This window comes from Spirulina sp. CCY15215 (assembly GCF_016888125.1).
Lineage (GTDB): Bacteria > Cyanobacteriota > Cyanobacteriia > Cyanobacteriales > Spirulinaceae > CCY15215.
In genome coordinates, this window is record NZ_JACSWA010000330.1 from 1 (window position 1) to 16,420 (window position 16,420).

Below are 16,420 nucleotides of genomic sequence, written 5' to 3' on the forward strand. Positions count from 1 at the left end.
AAGCCATTAATTAGAGAAGGATTTCCCCCAACAACGCGACTTAAAATGTTACGAATTTCCGGTGCAGAGAGAAAATTAGCAATTTGTCCGGCATCGAGTCCAAACTGTTCAAAGCTGTGAAATAAGTTCTGTCCGTCTCCTGATAACCTGCCTCCTTCAATATTAAATTTTTGTCCGTCCACATTAATCAAAGTCTCTGTACTGTTAGACTCAGGAACAATAGATTGAGCCATAACGGAAGGAGAGATGCCCCATGCCGCGAATAAAATTGCAATGGGAGTAAAATAAGGAAGCGATCGCCAAAATATCACCGTGATAATTCCTTTGTGATTAGATATACCCCTATTTTCGTTCTTTTCAGTATAGGCGAGATCGCTTGGTAAGAATAACAAAATGATTGTAAAGATTTTGTGAATTTTTCTTTGGAGAAATATAAAGATAAGTGAAATTGCGATACGACTTTGTTGCGAGGTCTGCGATCGCTACAGTTCAAATTGATTTTGAGATTTTCTTGGCTAATGGTGGGCAAGGCGATCGCACTATGGTATAATCAGAGATTGCTGCATTTTTTGTAATCCAACAATTACGCACCGTCAAACTATGACCATAACTCAAGAGCGAAAACAACAAATATTCTCGGATTATCAAGTCCACGAAACCGATACAGGCTCCTCAGACGTACAAGTAGCCGTACTGACGGCCAGAATTGAAGGGCTAACCCAACATTTAAAACAAAATAAAAAAGATCATTCCTCTCGTCGGGGGCTACTCAAGCTGATTGGTCGTCGCAGAAGACTTCTTTCCTACATCCAAAAAAACGATTACGAACACTACCAACAATTGATCCGCCGTTTGGGTATCCGCCGTTAAACCATCCCCGAAAAACTCATGCCTTCAGAATCCGATCGCGCACCCCTCCCTTTTGAACCCCGTCAAAAGAGCAAGAAAAAGAAAAAAGCCCCAGTTACATCCCCCACTCCTGAATCAGAGAAAAAATCAGAGCAAAAATCGACTTCTCGGCGCGATCGCAAGTTTAACTCCAAGACTAATTCCACCGCCATCCCCGATGCAGTCAGCAAGCGCATGATCCGGCGTATGGCTCTGATGTCGGGGATTCCGACAGGATTGGGACTCTCCAGTTTTTTCATTTTTTATCTCTTAGTCAGTCAAGGCTGGGCGGATATTGCCCCCTCGTTTGTCTTTTCTGCAACCTTGGCTTTATTCGGTTTGGGGTTTGTGGGTTTGAGTTACGGCGTTCTCTCCACCTCCTGGGAGGAAGATCGTGCGGGGGGTTGGTTAGGCTGGGAAGAATTCACCCTGAATCTGGCCAGACTGATCCAAGGTTGGCGTACAGCCAAGCAAGCAGCGAAAGAAGCTAAAGAAAACTAACGATTTTAGGGTCAAGGCTTCCCTGACCCTCTAAAATTGCTCCTAACAGGACTCCAGTAAATAGCGTTTTATACGAAGGGGATATTACAGAATGATTGTTGTCATGAAAGTTGGCTCTCCAGAAGCCGAAGTGACTCGTTTGTGTCAGGAATTTGCAGAATGGGGACTACAACCCGAAAAAATTGTCGGACGGCATAAAGTTATCGTGGGGCTAGTAGGAGATACTGCCAGTCTAGACGAACGCCAGATCGAGGAAAAAAGTCCTTGGATTGAATCTGTCCTGCGGGTAGAACGTCCTTATAAGCGTGCCAGTCGGGAGTTTCACCACGGACAGGCCAGCGAAATTGCCGTCAGCACTCCCGAAGGGAATGTGCTTTTTGGGGAACACCATCCCATTGTTGTTGTCGCGGGTCCTTGTTCCGTAGAAAACGAAGAAATGATCGTGGAAACGGCACTACGAGTGAAAAAAGCGGGGGCTAAATTCTTGCGCGGTGGTGCCTATAAGCCCAGGACTTCTCCTTATGCTTTCCAAGGTCACGGCGAAAGCGCTTTAGGTTTATTGGCAACGGCGCGGGAGGCTTCTGGCTTGGGTATTATTACCGAGGTTATGGATACTGCCGATGTGGAAAAAATTGCCGATGTTGCCGATGTTTTGCAGGTTGGGGCGAGAAATATGCAGAATTTTGCCCTTCTGAAAAAAGTTGGCGCTCAAGATAAGCCTGTACTACTCAAGCGAGGAATGTCGGCGACGATTGATGAGTGGTTAATGGCTGCTGAATATATTCTCGCGGCGGGTAATCCTAATGTTATCCTGTGCGAACGAGGTTTACGGACTTTTGATCGCTCCTATACTCGCAATACTTTAGATATTGCTGTGGTACCCGTCCTGCGCTTATTGACCCACTTACCGATTATGCTTGACCCCAGCCACGGGACAGGAAAATGGGAATATGTTCCCGCAATGGCGAAGGCGGCGATCGCGGCAGGGACAGACTCGTTAATGATCGAGGTACATCCGAACCCTGCGAAGGCTCTTTCTGATGGTCCTCAGTCTTTAACTCCCGATCGCTTTGACAATTTGATGAAAGAGTTATCGGTGATTGGTAAAGCGGTAGAACGCTGGCCGGAGCCTGCATTGGCGATGGTTTAAGCCCTTGAAAACTAGCTTGAAAATCCTCCCAATTGGGGGGATTTTTAATAGTTAATATTAACAAAAAATGCGTTCTTCTTCCGGTTGATAAATATAATCGTAATCAAAAGGAACGGGACGAATATTGCGAACAATAGAAAAGCCCAAATTACTAACAGTATCGGTGGTAAATGTGACCATCACTAACTCGGTGGTTTTGCGATCGGAAAGGTTAGGTTTTTGCACAAAATAACTGCGTTGGGCAAAAAAGAGATTAGAATCTTTAGGATTGACAATTCCATTCAATCTATGGGTATATTGAATGGGTTTGATATAAGCATTAAAAAATTCTTCTTGATTATGTTGCAGAGAATAAAATCGTTCTTGTTGCAACCAACTCATTTTAAAGATTAATTTAATCAATTCAAATCCTAAAATATAGTTAAGAACATAATTCTTTTCTTCTGGACTGGTAACAAGACGCAATGCTGACTCTAAATATTTTGCAGGTTCTCGGCGAACATCTTGGGCAGAATGAATGTAAAATTGTTTAATATTTTTTCTAAGAACTTGTGGATTGAGTTCTGTATCGATATGAAAACTTTTAAAATGATTTTTGATTTTAGTTTGGGTTTCATAATCTTGAATAATTTTCCCAATTAGTCCATCTGCCGTATATTGATCCAAAAATTGTGCTTGGGTTTCTGGCGCTGCAGCACAAAGAAGATGACAAATTGAGAGTAAATAGCGTCGTTCTTTCCAGTGTAGTTTTTCCGCCCATGTTTTCGCCTCTGGAGGAAGTTTGTCTAGCATAATATCACCCCGATCGCTCAAATATTACTATTAAGTTGTTTTGGCACGCAGTTGGTCTAATTTTGCCCGTACCGCTTGAATATCTTGCCACATTAACCATTTTGGTTGTCCTTTTTCTCGAGAGGAATTGCGTAACAAGTAGGCGGGATGTAAAATTGCCATACACTGCCTTGATTCCCATTCTAGCCATTGTCCTCGCATTTTAGTAATGCCTTGTTTTTTCCCCGTCAAGCCTTGATAGGCTGTTCCTCCAGTAAATAAGATAATTTTGGGATCGACGAGGCGAATTTGTTCTAATAAATAGGGTTTGCAAGCAATAATTTCATCAGGGTTGGGTTTTCTATTTCTGGGAGGACGACAATTGTGAACGACTCCTGCGGGGGTAACAAAATTGGCGGTTTCTTCGACATCGATACAATAAACATGGGTGGGGTTTTCTGGGGGAAGAATGGGTTGCTTAATGGCAGTTTTCCAGTCAGTTTTATTCCCAACGATAGAAGTCATTAAGGAGGAAGAGAGTACGGAAATGCGATCGCAAAATGCAGTTTCTAAATTCTGCATTTGTTGGGATACTCCTGAAGGAATTCCGGTTGCAACCAGATCCTGTGGCTGCAATTCTTCGACGGGAATCCAACCTCGACGGGTTAAAATAGGATGATCTCCTGTTGCTGTATAACCTAGGTTACTATCTTTGTAAGTAACTCTATAGAGGGGTCTTCCCCCCAAGGGAGAACGATACCAACCTGTTATTTTATGCCAAGTTAATTGGCGATCGGGGGTTAAACTTAAGACTTCTCCAGACCAGCGATTATCGACTATCCAACCAATGCTTTTATAACCTTGTTGGGTTAAAATTGGCGTGTCTTTAGTGACGCATTTCACCATATTAGCGATATAAACATCTTGCTGAGAATCCAATTTAACGGAAGCCAGAATTTTCTCTAATAATTGACCCGATTTTCCCACAAAGGGTAATCCTTGTTCGTCTTCATGCTGTCCGGGACCTTCGCCAATAATCATAATATCTGCATTGAGGTTTCCTCGTCCAATCACTGCATTGATGCGTGTTTGTCCTAATTCGCAACGATCGCATTGCTGACAGTGAACGGCCAATTCATCCATATTTTGGTAAGTTTGGGGAGGAATGGGGATATTTGCATCGAAGGGAATGCGATCGCGAAGCGTCTCCGAAGGAGAATCGCGATCGGGTTGGGGATCGGGATCGCCAAATAAATTCAGTTGTTTCTCTCCAGTCATTTTTAATCAGTTGTTATCGCTAAAATGTTCGTAAACTGATATTAACCTATCGATCGCCTCCTCTCCATTGAATATGGCTGGGCGATCGCGTTGATTTTGCTGCATTTTTCGCTAAACTTTTAAAGGCGATCGTTTTGCCATTCTCTATCTCTCATTATTATGAACGAACAATATATCGCCCTCAGTCTCTCTCTCAATAATTCTAGCGATCGCGATTATATTGTCCAAACGGGAATGGGCTATGATGGCGTGGTATTATTAGAATTGCCGAATAATAAGACTTGTACGGGGTCTTTATTGTGGAGTGGAAAGCATATACTTACCGCAGCAAATTGCTTTCAAGATAATTCTTCTCTTTTTCAACCAGATCCAACGACGGTAACAGTTATTTTTCAATTAAAGATTGGCAAAGCACGTTTTGAAGCTAAAGAAATCTTTATTCATCCCCAGTGGAATAATAGCGCAAATAATGACAATGATATTGCTATTATTGAACTCAAAGATGTCGCACCGACTACGGCAGAACGTTATAGTATTTATCGCCGTTCTGATGAAGTTGGACAGATTTTTACTCGTGTAGGATATGGGGTAAAGGGGACAGGAGTAGAAGGAGAAATAAGCGGCGATCGCACTCACCAAAAACGCTTTGGAGGTAATCGTTATGATGCCTTGAGAGAAGCATTAGCACAACCGCAATTAAATACTAGAATTGAGTCTGGAAAACAGTTAGTTTATGATTTTGATAGCCGTCTGCGTCGCAACGATGCTTTAGGCAAAGAATACAGCCTTTACGACTTGGGAATCATGGGCTATGATACGGGAACAAGTGCAGGATTATTGGGCGATTTGAGTTTAGAAACCGGGCGAATTTATGAAGCGGGATCGACTTCTGGAGATGAGGGAAGTCCAGCATTTATTGACGGACAAATTGCGGGTATTGCTTCGAGTGGTAGGCGATCGACACTTCCAGAAGTTGATATTACTCCGAACAAGGATAGCAGTTTTGGGGAAATATTTTTCGATACTCGCGTTTCTGCTTATGCTGATTTTATTGATGAGAAAGTTAATCAACCCAATGAGGATGTATTTTTACTACAAACTGGTTTGGGTTTGGTTTTATTGGGTTTGATGGTGGGGGCGATCGCAACAAGAATTTTTAGAAAATAATTCTGTGTTTAATTCTGATTATTCCTCATTCTCAATGTTGCGATCGAGAATATTCTCAATTGTATTCTCAATTGTGTTGTTAATTTGAGAAGTTTCTAGAATATGTTGGATAACACTTAAAGAAAACAACACAGTAAGACTAATGAAAATAATGAGTGCTTGTTGAATTCCTTCTGAGATATCAGCCCAAATTAAAATAGCAAAGAAGCAGAAAATTAAGGTAAAAAGATAAGCAAGAACACTGATATTTTTAGAAATTTTTCCCAAGAGTTTAGAAATTTCAGGAATTGAATATTTTAGCGGTTTAAGACTACCAATAATAATCAAAACTAAGCCTGGCTGTTGAAGTTTCAGAAATACCATTGAAACTCCTAGTGAGAAAAGCAAACCGCTAAAAACAGTTAAGCGAATTTCATCAAAAATCTTTAATCTACGCTCTTGTAAATTGTTTTTCTCTTGTTCAATATTTTGTATTCTTCGTTCTTTCTGAATCTCAAGCTGTTCTCTTGCTTGTAACCATTGTGTTACTTCTTCAGATGTTTGTGCTTCTTTAATACGTCGAACAATGCTCTCATCAATAGCATTATTTATTGAATCTGTCAAGGGGACTAGATCGGGATTAGTGTTTTTGTCTTTAATTAGCGGATCTGGCGATCGCGCTAAATCTTGCTGTTCGGGTTTCTCATTCATTTTTATCGCGTTTCAAGTTCAATTTTACAACTACTCTCGTGCCATTTTACTCTATCATGTCAAATCTTCTTGAAAGCTGAGATTCTGCTAAAATTGAGTAACGAGAAAGCATGAATTGGAGAATGATAATGATCCAAACACCGATCCAAACAATAACGCTAGAGGAGTTTCTCAAACTACCAGAAACGAAACCCGCCAGCGAATATATTGAAGGTCAAATTATCCAAAAACCCATGCCTCAAGGACATCATAGCACGATTCAAGTTGAACTAACAGAAACGATTAATGCTATTGTCAAAAAACAACGAATTGCCCGTGCTTATACTGAACTTCGTTGTGTCGTTGGAGGACGGGCAATTGTTCCAGATGTTACGGTATTTGCATGGGAGAGAATTCCTGTTGATGAAAATGGAAATGTTGCGAATGTTTTTAATATTGCACCAGATTGGATCATTGAAATCCTTTCACCCGAACAAAGCCCAATTAAAGTTATCGGAAAAATTTTATATGCTCTTAATCATGGCAGTAAAATGGGGTGGTTAATCGATCCAGAAACAAAATCGATTTTGGTTTATCTTCCTCAACAACAATCTCAACTCTTAGAATCAGAAAACTCAATTCTTCCTGTTCCAGATTTAGTCAAAGATTTACAATTAACTGTTGGAGATATATTTGCATGGTTGAAACATCATCCGAATAATTAGAGCTAGGGAGCGAGACGCTCCCACTACAATAAACCATAATGCGGGTAGTGGGAGCATCTTGCTCGCTATTTTTACAAAACTGAGATGCACCCCTCTAATAATCTAATTTAGAACCCACGATCGCCCTCGATTTATGCTAAAACAAAATCAACCTCATCCGTTCCATCCGTGGTACTTTGACCAGAAGTAATCAGATCGCCATTCACTTCAACAGCAAAAGGTGTATCTTCTAGGCTGATATTGTAATCCGTCGTATCGAGAGTATAGCCAACACTGGCAACCATTTTACGACCCGCATCGGTATACAGAAAAGCCATCATTTGCTTCTTGTTTTTCTGGGTATCATCTGCCCAAATTACCATATACTGTTTGCCTTGATATTCAAAAACTTTTGGGGCGCGATCGGGAACATAACGACCAGGATCGCCAAAACTTTTATCCAAAAATGTTTGTGCAGAACTGGGTTTCACCGCAGCGTAGGCAACTTCTGCCGTAGAAGAAGGTTCTGCATCATCGTCCACAGGTTCGAGGATATCCGGCGCATCTTCGCTAACTGCTTCCTCTTTTTTACCTCGCTTTTTGAAAAAATCTACTGCGAGTTTTGTGCCGATCGCCCCAGCCGTTGCTACTCCTGCAACTTTTAAAATATTCCGTAGTTTGCTCATTTTGCTCCGATTTTTATTCGATTATAGTTATCCTGTCTCGATAAATCACCGATCGCGAAAATTTTAAGATTTCCTTCATCTAAAGTTTAAATCTCCAGAACGCGGTAAACTGTCTAAATCTGCACATTGATGCAGGATTTTTTGCATTGCTATTCACTTATGTCAGATTTTTTATTTGAACTGGGTACCGAGGAATTACCTGCCGATTTTGTCGCCAGTGCGATCGCCCAATGGAAAGAGAATATCCCCAAAACCTTAGAGGGGGAGTTTTTAACCCCCAATAGTTTAGAAGTTTACGCGACACCGCGCCGCTTGGCCGTTCTTTTACAAGGTCTTCCGGAAAAGCAAGCCGATCGCGAAGATGAGATTAAAGGTCCCCCAGCTAAGGTTGCTTTTAAGGAGGGAAAACCGACAAAAGCATTAACAGGATTTGCCCGCAAGCAAGGGATAGAATTGGAGGCGATCGAATTACGAGAAACGCCCAAGGGAGAGTTTGTTTTCATTAAAAAACAAATTCCTGGACGCGATGCTAAAGATATTTTAAGAGAACTCATTCCTCAATGGATTGGTAGTTTGGAAGGGCGCAGATTTATGCGTTGGGGGGATGGAGATTTACGTTTTCCTCGCCCTTTACGCTGGTTAGTTGCTTTATGGAACAAGGAGATTTTATCGGTTGAATTGGTTAATGGTTCGACCACTTTAAACAGCGATCGCACTTCTCGAGGGCATCGCATTTTACACCCAGAATTGGTTTCAATTCCTCAAGCTACAGATTATAGACAATGTTTGCAAAAGGCTTTTGTTGAAGTTAATTCTAACACGCGCAAAGTATTGATTCAAGAACAAATTGCCGCGATCGCAAAATCTGTCGATGGGTATGCAGAAGTTACCTCAGATTTACTAGATGAAGTTGTCGATCTTGTTGAATATCCTAATGCTATTTTAGGAAAATTTGATGAGGAATTTCTCGAACTTCCTCCCGAAGTGATTAAGACGGTGATGGTTACACATCAGCGTTATTTTCCCATCAAAAAGACGGAGGAGGAAAACAGCGAACTCTTTGCAAATTTTATCACTATTTCTAACGGCGATCCCCAAAAAGCAGAGATTATTGCAACGGGAAATGCTAAGGTTATTCGAGCAAGATTGGCAGATGCTCAATTCTTCTATCAATCTGATTGTGATGAACCGTTAGAGACTTTTTTACCGCAACTGGAAACTGTTACTTTTCAAGCAGATTTAGGGTCAATGCGAGATAAGGTCGATCGCCTAATTGAAGTCGCAGAAGAAATCGGTAAACAGTTAAATATCGGCGAGAAACAAGCCGAAACGATTGAGCGATCGGCGCTTTTGTGTAAAGCCGATCTAATGACCCAAATGATTTATGAGTTTCCCGAATTACAGGGAATTATGGGGCAAAAATATGCACGAGTTAGCGGGGAATCTGAGGAAGTCGCTACGGCAATTTTTGAGCATTATTTACCCCGGAATGCTGATGATATAATGCCGGACAGTTTAGCGGGTCAAGTGGTGGGAATTGCCGATCGCCTCGATACTTTGGTTAGTATTTTTGGGTTGGGAAAGATTCCTACTGGGTCTTCAGATCCCTTTGCTTTGCGTCGCGGGGGGAACTCGATTGTTAATATTATTTGGCACGCAAACTTAAATATTAACTTGGCGGATCTCGTCGCTCAATTCTCTCAAGATTTTGTGGAAAATCATGGCGATCGCCAATCTCCCAATGATGCCTTAGAAGAGTTCTTTCTGCAACGCATTCGCACCCTACTACAAGAGGAGAAAAAGATTGATTACGATCTCGTTAACGCTGTCTTAGGAGAAGGGGATATTGAATATACAGAACGTGCTTTACAAGACTTACTCGATGTCCGCGATCGCGCCCTATTCCTGCAAGAAATTCGCGCTAATAAAGTCCTCGATACCATTTACGAAACCGTTAATCGATCGGCACGTCTTGCGGTTAAGGGAGACTTGGATACGCAACAGTTAGACCCCACTTCTGTTGTCGATCCCAATCTGTTCGAGAAAGCCTCAGAACAAGCCTTTTATGATAGTTTGATATCTTTAGTCCCGCAAACCGAAACAGCACGATTAGAGCGCAATTATCAATCATTACTAGAAGGTTTGGCAAGGATTACTCCTGTCGTGAGTACCTTCTTTGATGGAGAGGAAAGCGTATTGATTATGGCAGAAGATGCAAACATCCAAAAAAATCGCCTCAATCTCTTAGGACTCTTACGCAATCATGCTCGAGTTCTAGCAGATTTTGGCGCAATTGTAAAGAGTTAATCGGTAATGAGTCACCAAAAACAACCAATCACAAACATGAAAGCACATATTATTGGACTGGGGCGATCGGGGATAGCTGCTGCACGTTTATTAAAGCAAAATGGCTGGGAGGTTGAGTTAGGCGATCGCGGTACTTCTCCCGATCTGCAATCTTTACAAGAAACCCTAGAAAAGGAAGGAATAACTGTTAAATTGGGCTATACTTTGACTCTCGATCATACTCTCGATCTTATTGTCGTGAGTCCTGGGGTTCCTTGGGATACTCCTATGTTAGTTGAGGCCAGAGAAAAGGCGATCGATACGATTGGCGAAATGGAACTCGCTTGGCGGTTTTTAAAAACTTCTCCTTGGGTCGGAATTACCGGAACAAATGGCAAAACAACCACAACTGCTTTAATTGCAGCTATCTTTAAAGAAGCGGGATTAAATGCCCCTGCTTGTGGCAATATTGGTTATGCTGCCTGTGAATTGGTAGTGAATGGGAAACAAACCTTAAACCCCAATGCTTACGATTGGATTATTGCAGAAATTAGCAGTTATCAAATCGAATCTTCCCGAGAAATTGCTCCTAAAATTGGCATTTGGACAACTTTTACTCCCGATCATTTAGCGCGTCACCATACCCTAGATAATTACTATCAAATTAAAGCCTCGCTTTTAAATCGTTCTCAACAACAAATTCTTAATGGCGACGATCCTTACTTGCGAAATGTGGGACTTGAAGACTGGAAAAATGCCTATTGGACGAGTGTTTTAGGAAAAGAAAAATTATTATGCGATCGCGATCGCGGCATTTATATTGAAGAAGGTTGGATCGTTGCGTTTCAAGAGAAAATTGCTCCCATAAACTCCTTAAAAATGTTAGGAAATCATAACTTACAAAATCTCTTACTGGCTGTTGGTGCTGCACGTTTAGCAGGTATTGAAAAGGAGGCGATCGCCACAGCAATTGCTCAATTTCCCGGTGTTTCTCATCGTCTCGAATCAATTTGTACTCATGCCAATGTGACTTTTATTAATGATAGCAAAGCAACTAACTATGATGCCGCAGAAGTGGGTTTAAATGCTGTTCCTGATGAGACCATTTTAATTGCTGGAGGGGAAGCAAAAACAGGAGATGATACGGCATGGATCGCAGCGATTAAACGCAAAGCAAAAGCTGTTTTATTGATTGGAGATGCAGCATCTATTTTTAGTCAGCGCTTGCAGGAAAATAACTATGAAGCAGGGGAGATTGTGGAAACTATGGATAAGGCAGTAATGCGAGGATTTGAGTTAGCAAAACAGCAGAATATTTCTACAGTATTACTCTCTCCTGCTTGTGCAAGTTTTGACCAATATCAAAGTTTTGAACATCGGGGAGATCATTTTCGAGAATTATGTTTGGCGATCGATAGTTGATAAATTATTGGATAAACACAAGATGAAAATGCGATCGCATCTCCGCTAATGAAGGTAAAATAATTAAGTCCCTTTTTTTGAGTGAGGAGTCAAGCAACGATGTCTAAGTTGCTAATTGAACAGTACAAGCGGGAATTGGAGGAGTTACAACGCTACGGAGGGTCTCGCAATGAGTCTTCGTTGCGAAAGGCGTTTGCAACGTTATTGGGAGGATATTGCAAAGCGCGGGATTTTCGTCTCGTTGATGAGTTAACTTACAAAAATACTAGCATTCGTCCGGATGGGACGGTAAAAGATGCGTTGCGGTTGGACTGGGGATACTGGGAAGCGAAGGATACGAAGGACGATCTTGATGAGGAAATTGCAAAGAAGTTGGCGAAGGGATATCCCACGGATAATATAATTTTTGAGGATACACGGACGGCGGTTTTATATCAAGGAGATACGGAAATATTGCGGGTTTTGATGGCAGATTGGGAGGCGTTAGATGGACTTTTACAACAGTTTATTAATTATGTTCGTCCGGAGGTGAAGGATTTTCGGGAAGCGTTGGAACAATTTAAGCAGGATGTGCCTTTAATTGCGGAGGAGTTACGGGAAAGGATTGCAGATGCGGCGGCGAATAACCAAGCATTTCGAGAGGCGAGGGAGACGTTTTTAGAGTTATGTCGCAAGTCGATTAACCCGGAGGTAACGGGGGAAGATATAAGAGAAATGATGATTCAACATATTCTCACGGAGGATATTTTTACGACGGTTTTTAATGAGTCCCAGTTTCATCGGGAAAATAATATTGCACGGTCTTTACAGGGGATTATTGAGACGTTTTTTACGGGATCGGTGCGTCGGAATACGTTAGGAAGTATTGAACATTATTATGCGGTAATTCGACGGACGGCGACAAATATTTCTAATCATCAGGAGAAACAGAAGTTTTTAAAGGTGCTTTATGAGAATTTTTATAAAGCATATAATCCGAAGGCTGCGGATCGGTTGGGAATTGTTTATACACCGAATGAAATTGTTCGGTTTATGGTGGAGAGTACGGATTATTTGTTACACAAACATTTTGGGAAGTTGTTGAGTGATGAAGGGGTAGAAATTCTCGATCCTGCGACGGGGACGGGGACGTTTATTACGGAGTTGATTGAGTATTTGCCTGCGAATAAGTTGCGGTATAAGTATCTGAATGAGATTCATTGTAATGAGGTGGCGATTTTGCCTTATTACATTGCCAATTTGAATATTGAGTATACTTATCAGCAGAAGATGAAGGTGTATGAGGAGTTTAAGAATATTTGTTTTATGGATACGTTGGATAATACTTCTTTTGCAGGGAAACAGTTGGATTTGTTTGCGATGACGTTGGAGAATACGGAGAGGATTAAAAGACAAAATGATAAAGAAATTTCGGTGATTATTGGCAATCCTCCTTATAATGCTTGGCAAGAAAATTTTAATCAAAATAATGCAAATCGTAAATATGATTCAATTGATAGTCGGATTAGAGAAACTTATGTTAAGCAGGGAAAAGCACAAAACAAAAATGCTCTTTATGATATGTATGTTCGATTTTATCGTTGGGCAAGCGATCGGATTAATAAAACAAAAGGAATTGTCAGTTTTGTAACGAATAATTCGTTTATCAATGCGTTAACGTTTGATGGGTTTCGTAAGATATTGAGCCAAGAATTTAGTGATATTTATTTGATTGATTTGGGTGGAAATTTGCGGAAGGGGGATAAGAATGGGAATGTATTCGGAATTAAAATTGGTGTTGCGATCAGTTTTTTAATCAAAAGTCAGTCAAAAAATAATAATCAATGTTCAATTCATTATCTTAATACTAATGATTTGGAAACAGTAGAGGAAAAGTTGGGTTTGCTTGTAAGTAATAAATTTAGTAATTTGACATTCAAACATATTCAACCGGATGAAAAACAGAATTGGGTTAAATTGATTGATAATGATTTTGATGATTTGTTAATATTAGTAGATAAAGAGGTGAAAGCAGGACGATCTCAAGAAGCAGTTTTTGAGTTATTTTCGCGTGGTTTAGAAACAGGTAGGGATGAATGGGTTTATGATTTTGACAATAGCATACTTGCAAAAAAGATAGAATTTTTCGTTAAGATATATCAGAGAACATTGAAAAACAAAAAATATGAAAGTAAAGATAAAATAAAATGGGATCGAGAACTTAATAAATATTTGCAAAATCATATTTGCATAGAGTTTGAGAATTCTAAAATTTATTTTGGTTTGTATAGGCCATACACTCAAAAATATGTCTACTTTGATAGACATCTAAATAGAATGCCTGGTCAGTTAAATAACATATTTGATAAAAATTTAAAAGAAAACAATCTAATTACTCTATCTTATGGTTTAAGAATAAGTTTTTCTGTTTTAGCAACAGCTATTATTCCAAATTTAGATATTTTTATGCCCAATACAGCACAATGTCTCCCTCTCTACCGCTACGACAAAGAAGGAAATCGCATCGATAATATCACCGATTGGGGACTCAAACAATTTCAAACCCATTACAACAATAAAACGATAACAAAACTCGATATCTTCCACTATACCTATGCCGTCCTCCATAACCCCCAATACCGCAAAAAATACGAACTGAACCTAAAACGAGACTTTCCTCGACTTCCCTTTTATGACGACTTCCAAAAATGGGCAAACTGGGGAGAAAAATTAATGGAATTGCACCTCAACTATGAAAGTATTACCCCCTACAAACTCCAACAGATTGATATTCCCCTCAAAGACGGACAACTCTATAAACCCAAACTGAAAGCAGACAAAGATAACCATCAAATTCTCCTCGATAATATCACCACCTTGAAAGACATTCCCCCTGCTGCCTGGGAATACAAACTCGGCAACCGTTCTGCCTTAGAATGGGTACTAGACCAACATAAAGAAAAGAAACCACGCGATCCGACTATTCGCGAAAAATTCAATACCTACAAATTTGCAGATTATAAAGAAAAAGTCATTGACTTATTAACCAGAGTGTGTGCTGTTTCCGTAGAGACCATGAGAATCATCCGAGAAATGGAACAAGAATAATCAGCGACCTATCCAAAAAGCGATCGCGCTAATATAGTAAAATTAAATATAATCTAAAATGCCCAATTTATATGTTATCGGTGGTGCGAATGGTTCTGGAAAAACAACGACTGCCAAACAAATTCTTCCTTCCTTTCTAGAAGTGTTTGAATATGTCAACGCTGATGAAATCGCAGTTGGAATCTCTCCTTTTAATCCCGAATCTGTAGCGATACAAGCAGGACGATTAATGTTAGCAAGATTGGATTATCTCGTTAATGCTGAAGTTGATTTTGCTTTTGAAACCACCTTAGCCGCACGCCACTTTGCCAAATTTATGAGAAAATGTAAAGCGAAAGGATATATAATAAACTTAATTTACTTTTGGTTGCAGAGTCCAGAACTCGCGATCGCACGAGTTAGGAGAAGAGTAGAAAGTGGAGGTCACAATATCCCAGAAGAAACAATTCGTCGTCGCTACCAACGAGGACGCAGTAATTTAATGAACTTGTATTTGCCTTTGTGCGATACTTGGAGTATCTATGATAATTCTAACCCTAGTCCTCAGTTAGTCACTGCATCAAATCTCAATCAGAAAATAATTGTTTATGAACCCTCAATCTGGAAGCAAATCGAACTTAGCGAATGAAAAAGAAATGCACCTAAGCGAAACTCAGCAAAAAATTGATGCTGGGGTTAAATTTGCGATCGCGCAAGCTATAGAAAGACACCGCAGGTTAGGAGAATCGATTAGTATTTGGCAAGATGGTAAGGTTGTCACCTTAACCGCAGACCAAATTCCCCCCATGAATTCGGGTGCATCTCAGTTTTGCAAAAATACCTGAATCGTGGTAAAAAAAAGAGTAAAACAAACTAAAAAGAGGATGAAACCTTGAGTCCAGAAGAAAAAGAGAAGCTAGAAGAATATGCGAAGGCGATCGCGATGATGCAATTTTTTTAGCATCTTTGACTGCCTGTTTAGTAAACAATAATTGCCACTCATCCATTTAAAATCCCCCTAACTATTGATTCCTCAACACAATCCTTTAATGAAGTATCTCCGCCTTTTTTTATTGATTTAGTCATTTCGGGAATAGATTGCAAGTAAAGTGTTTCTTGGAGAGCATTCCAATCTTTTTCAGAAATCAAAATAGCATTTCCTTTTTCTCCTTTTAATAAAATTGGTTGATCGCTTTCAACAGCGCGATCGACTAATTCATCAATCTTTTTTATATCTTCATTAACTGCGATTGTTTCCATTTTGCCTTATGATTATATTCGTATTTGAACCAGTCACTTCCAGTATAGCAGCTAAAAGGAATTAAGATGTTAGCAAGATTATATTTCCTAGTCAATACTGAAGTTGATTTTGCTTTTGAAACCACATTAGCCGCACGCCACTTTGTCAAATTTATGAGAAAATGTAAAGCGAATAGCCAGATCCGCCAGGTGCATCTCAGTTTTGTAAAAATAGCGAGCAAGATGTTTGTCCTTTGGACACGCTACGCGAACGCACTACCCCCATTATAGTTTATTGTAGTGGGAGCGTCTCGCTCCCTAGCTCTAATTATTCGGAGCAATGTTGTTGTAAATTTGCAACTTTGAGATGCACCCGATCCGCCAGGGATTGAAATCCCTGTTTCTTAGGGGTTGGGAGTTAGGAGGAAGCGCGATCGCCGTGCTGATGGAGGAATTTTCAGAGAAAAAATGCGCCGATGTTTTAGTTTGAGTAATGTTTAAGGATTTCAACGCTACGCTTTCAACAATTCGGTTAATGTGGTATAATCCAAAAAACTCGCACTCTAATGCAGGTCAGAAGTGGAGAAAATATA

The 16,420-nt window shown here is 40.3% G+C and carries 16 protein-coding genes and 4 pseudogenes; 11 read left to right on the forward strand and 9 right to left on the reverse strand.

Annotated elements, in window-relative coordinates; genetic code table 11:
• Nucleotides 1-392: filamentous hemagglutinin N-terminal domain-containing protein (locus tag JUI58_RS06570; RefSeq protein ID WP_204102961.1), on the reverse strand; the 392-nt coding region annotated here is incomplete at its 3' end.
• A 208-nt stretch (nt 393-600) separates the two neighbouring features.
• Between JUI58_RS06570 and rpsO the strand changes: the two genes are divergently transcribed.
• The 3 genes from rpsO to aroF all read left to right on the forward strand — a co-directional run bounded on the left by rpsO (nt 601) and on the right by aroF (nt 2,539).
• Nucleotides 601-870 carry a 30S ribosomal protein S15 gene (gene rpsO, locus JUI58_RS06575; RefSeq protein WP_204102962.1) on the forward strand — a complete coding sequence of 90 codons (270 nt, stop codon included), beginning with the start codon at nt 601-603 and terminating at the stop codon, nt 868-870.
• Between the two features lie 18 nt (nt 871-888).
• On the forward strand, nt 889-1,389 hold the full coding sequence (locus JUI58_RS06580; RefSeq protein WP_204102963.1) for a PAM68 family protein: 501 nt from the start codon (nt 889-891) through the stop codon (nt 1,387-1,389).
• Between the two features lie 91 nt (nt 1,390-1,480).
• Nucleotides 1,481-2,539, forward strand: a complete 1,059-nt coding sequence (gene aroF / locus JUI58_RS06585) for a 3-deoxy-7-phosphoheptulonate synthase (protein ID WP_204102964.1) — start codon at nt 1,481-1,483, stop codon at nt 2,537-2,539.
• A gap of 57 nt (nt 2,540-2,596) precedes the next feature.
• Here the strand turns inward: aroF and JUI58_RS06590 are convergent, their stop codons facing one another.
• The 5 genes and pseudogenes from JUI58_RS06590 to JUI58_RS27650 all read right to left on the reverse strand — a co-directional run.
• The gene (locus JUI58_RS06590; RefSeq protein ID WP_204102965.1) at nt 2,597-3,331 is read right to left on the reverse strand and encodes a cobyrinic acid a,c-diamide synthase; all 735 of its coding nucleotides are present in this window, start codon (nt 3,329-3,331) and stop codon (nt 2,597-2,599) included.
• Between the two features lie 30 nt (nt 3,332-3,361).
• Nucleotides 3,362-3,691: pseudogene (locus JUI58_RS27635) on the reverse strand (uracil-DNA glycosylase); the annotation flags it as partial.
• A 4-nt stretch (nt 3,692-3,695) separates the two neighbouring features.
• Nucleotides 3,696-3,749: pseudogene (locus JUI58_RS27640) on the reverse strand (hypothetical protein); the annotation flags it as partial.
• Nucleotides 3,750-3,985: 236 nt separating this feature from the next.
• Nucleotides 3,986-4,216 (reverse strand): annotated as a pseudogene (locus JUI58_RS27645) (hypothetical protein); the annotation flags it as partial.
• Nucleotides 4,205-4,588: pseudogene (locus tag JUI58_RS27650) on the reverse strand (uracil-DNA glycosylase); the annotation flags it as partial. The pseudogenes JUI58_RS27650 and JUI58_RS27645, both read right to left, overlap by 12 nt.
• Before the next feature lie 159 nt (nt 4,589-4,747).
• On the opposite strand from JUI58_RS27650, the gene JUI58_RS06600 reads away from it, so the two are divergent.
• Nucleotides 4,748-5,755: a trypsin-like serine protease gene (locus JUI58_RS06600; RefSeq protein WP_204102967.1), complete on the forward strand. Its 1,008-nt coding sequence runs from the start codon at nt 4,748-4,750 to the stop codon at nt 5,753-5,755.
• Nucleotides 5,756-5,773: 18 nt separating this feature from the next.
• Here the strand turns inward: JUI58_RS06600 and JUI58_RS06605 are convergent, their stop codons facing one another.
• Complete coding sequence (locus JUI58_RS06605; RefSeq protein WP_204102968.1) at nt 5,774-6,445, reverse strand: hypothetical protein; 672 nt, start codon at nt 6,443-6,445, stop codon at nt 5,774-5,776.
• A 128-nt stretch (nt 6,446-6,573) separates the two neighbouring features.
• Here JUI58_RS06605 and JUI58_RS06610 point away from each other — a divergent pair, with 128 nt between their 5' ends.
• Nucleotides 6,574-7,149 (forward strand): Uma2 family endonuclease, encoded by a 576-nt coding sequence (locus JUI58_RS06610; protein ID WP_204102969.1) that lies wholly within the window; start codon nt 6,574-6,576, stop codon nt 7,147-7,149.
• A gap of 131 nt (nt 7,150-7,280) precedes the next feature.
• Here JUI58_RS06610 and JUI58_RS06615 read toward each other — a convergent pair whose 3' ends face one another.
• A complete protein-coding gene (locus JUI58_RS06615; protein ID WP_204102970.1) occupies nt 7,281-7,814 on the reverse strand; it encodes a hypothetical protein in 534 nt (177 codons plus the stop codon).
• Nucleotides 7,815-7,973: 159 nt separating this feature from the next.
• On the opposite strand from JUI58_RS06615, the gene glyS reads away from it, so the two are divergent.
• The 5 genes from glyS (at nt 7,974) to JUI58_RS06640 (ending at nt 15,433) form a co-directional block, all read left to right on the forward strand.
• Nucleotides 7,974-10,121, forward strand: coding sequence for a glycine--tRNA ligase subunit beta (gene glyS / locus JUI58_RS06620; protein ID WP_204102971.1), 2,148 nt, complete (start codon nt 7,974-7,976; stop codon nt 10,119-10,121).
• Nucleotides 10,122-10,157: 36 nt separating this feature from the next.
• Nucleotides 10,158-11,522 carry a UDP-N-acetylmuramoyl-L-alanine--D-glutamate ligase gene (murD, locus tag JUI58_RS06625; RefSeq protein ID WP_204102972.1) on the forward strand — a complete coding sequence of 455 codons (1,365 nt, stop codon included), beginning with the start codon at nt 10,158-10,160 and terminating at the stop codon, nt 11,520-11,522.
• A gap of 99 nt (nt 11,523-11,621) precedes the next feature.
• Complete coding sequence (locus JUI58_RS06630) at nt 11,622-14,609, forward strand: type ISP restriction/modification enzyme (protein WP_204102973.1); 2,988 nt, start codon at nt 11,622-11,624, stop codon at nt 14,607-14,609.
• Nucleotides 14,610-14,667: 58 nt separating this feature from the next.
• Complete coding sequence (locus tag JUI58_RS06635; RefSeq protein WP_204102974.1) at nt 14,668-15,237, forward strand: zeta toxin family protein; 570 nt, start codon at nt 14,668-14,670, stop codon at nt 15,235-15,237.
• Nucleotides 15,238-15,244: 7 nt separating this feature from the next.
• Nucleotides 15,245-15,433, forward strand: coding sequence for a hypothetical protein (locus JUI58_RS06640; protein ID WP_204102975.1), 189 nt, complete (start codon nt 15,245-15,247; stop codon nt 15,431-15,433).
• A 154-nt stretch (nt 15,434-15,587) separates the two neighbouring features.
• Here JUI58_RS06640 and JUI58_RS06645 read toward each other — a convergent pair whose 3' ends face one another.
• On the reverse strand, nt 15,588-15,848 hold the full coding sequence (locus tag JUI58_RS06645; RefSeq protein WP_204102976.1) for a type II toxin-antitoxin system Phd/YefM family antitoxin: 261 nt from the start codon (nt 15,846-15,848) through the stop codon (nt 15,588-15,590).
• 346 nt (nt 15,849-16,194) lie between these two features.
• On the opposite strand from JUI58_RS06645, the gene JUI58_RS26945 reads away from it, so the two are divergent.
• A complete protein-coding gene (locus JUI58_RS26945; RefSeq protein ID WP_275414321.1) occupies nt 16,195-16,317 on the forward strand; it encodes a hypothetical protein in 123 nt (40 codons plus the stop codon).
• Nucleotides 16,318-16,420 lie beyond the last annotated feature (103 nt).

What these genes read in the sequence shown, in the direction of transcription:
- JUI58_RS06610 (WP_204102969.1), top strand. Translation starts at nt 6,574, where the DNA reads ATGATCCAAACACCGATCCAAACAATAACGCTAGAGGAGTTTCTCAAA.
- JUI58_RS06630 (WP_204102973.1), top strand. Translation starts at nt 11,622, where the DNA reads ATGTCTAAGTTGCTAATTGAACAGTACAAGCGGGAATTGGAGGAGTTA.
- JUI58_RS06580 (WP_204102963.1), top strand. Translation starts at nt 889, where the DNA reads ATGCCTTCAGAATCCGATCGCGCACCCCTCCCTTTTGAACCCCGTCAA.
- rpsO (WP_204102962.1), top strand. Translation starts at nt 601, where the DNA reads ATGACCATAACTCAAGAGCGAAAACAACAAATATTCTCGGATTATCAA.
- JUI58_RS26945 (WP_275414321.1), top strand. Translation starts at nt 16,195, where the DNA reads ATGCACCCGATCCGCCAGGGATTGAAATCCCTGTTTCTTAGGGGTTGG.
- JUI58_RS06600 (WP_204102967.1), top strand. Translation starts at nt 4,748, where the DNA reads ATGAACGAACAATATATCGCCCTCAGTCTCTCTCTCAATAATTCTAGC.
- JUI58_RS06590 (WP_204102965.1), bottom strand. Translation starts at nt 3,331, where the DNA reads ATGCTAGACAAACTTCCTCCAGAGGCGAAAACATGGGCGGAAAAACTA.
- JUI58_RS06605 (WP_204102968.1), bottom strand. Translation starts at nt 6,445, where the DNA reads ATGAATGAGAAACCCGAACAGCAAGATTTAGCGCGATCGCCAGATCCG.
- JUI58_RS06635 (WP_204102974.1), top strand. Translation starts at nt 14,668, where the DNA reads ATGCCCAATTTATATGTTATCGGTGGTGCGAATGGTTCTGGAAAAACA.
- JUI58_RS06615 (WP_204102970.1), bottom strand. Translation starts at nt 7,814, where the DNA reads ATGAGCAAACTACGGAATATTTTAAAAGTTGCAGGAGTAGCAACGGCT.
- murD (WP_204102972.1), top strand. Translation starts at nt 10,158, where the DNA reads ATGAAAGCACATATTATTGGACTGGGGCGATCGGGGATAGCTGCTGCA.
- JUI58_RS06640 (WP_204102975.1), top strand. Translation starts at nt 15,245, where the DNA reads ATGCACCTAAGCGAAACTCAGCAAAAAATTGATGCTGGGGTTAAATTT.
- aroF (WP_204102964.1), top strand. Translation starts at nt 1,481, where the DNA reads ATGATTGTTGTCATGAAAGTTGGCTCTCCAGAAGCCGAAGTGACTCGT.
- JUI58_RS06645 (WP_204102976.1), bottom strand. Translation starts at nt 15,848, where the DNA reads ATGGAAACAATCGCAGTTAATGAAGATATAAAAAAGATTGATGAATTA.
- glyS (WP_204102971.1), top strand. Translation starts at nt 7,974, where the DNA reads ATGTCAGATTTTTTATTTGAACTGGGTACCGAGGAATTACCTGCCGAT.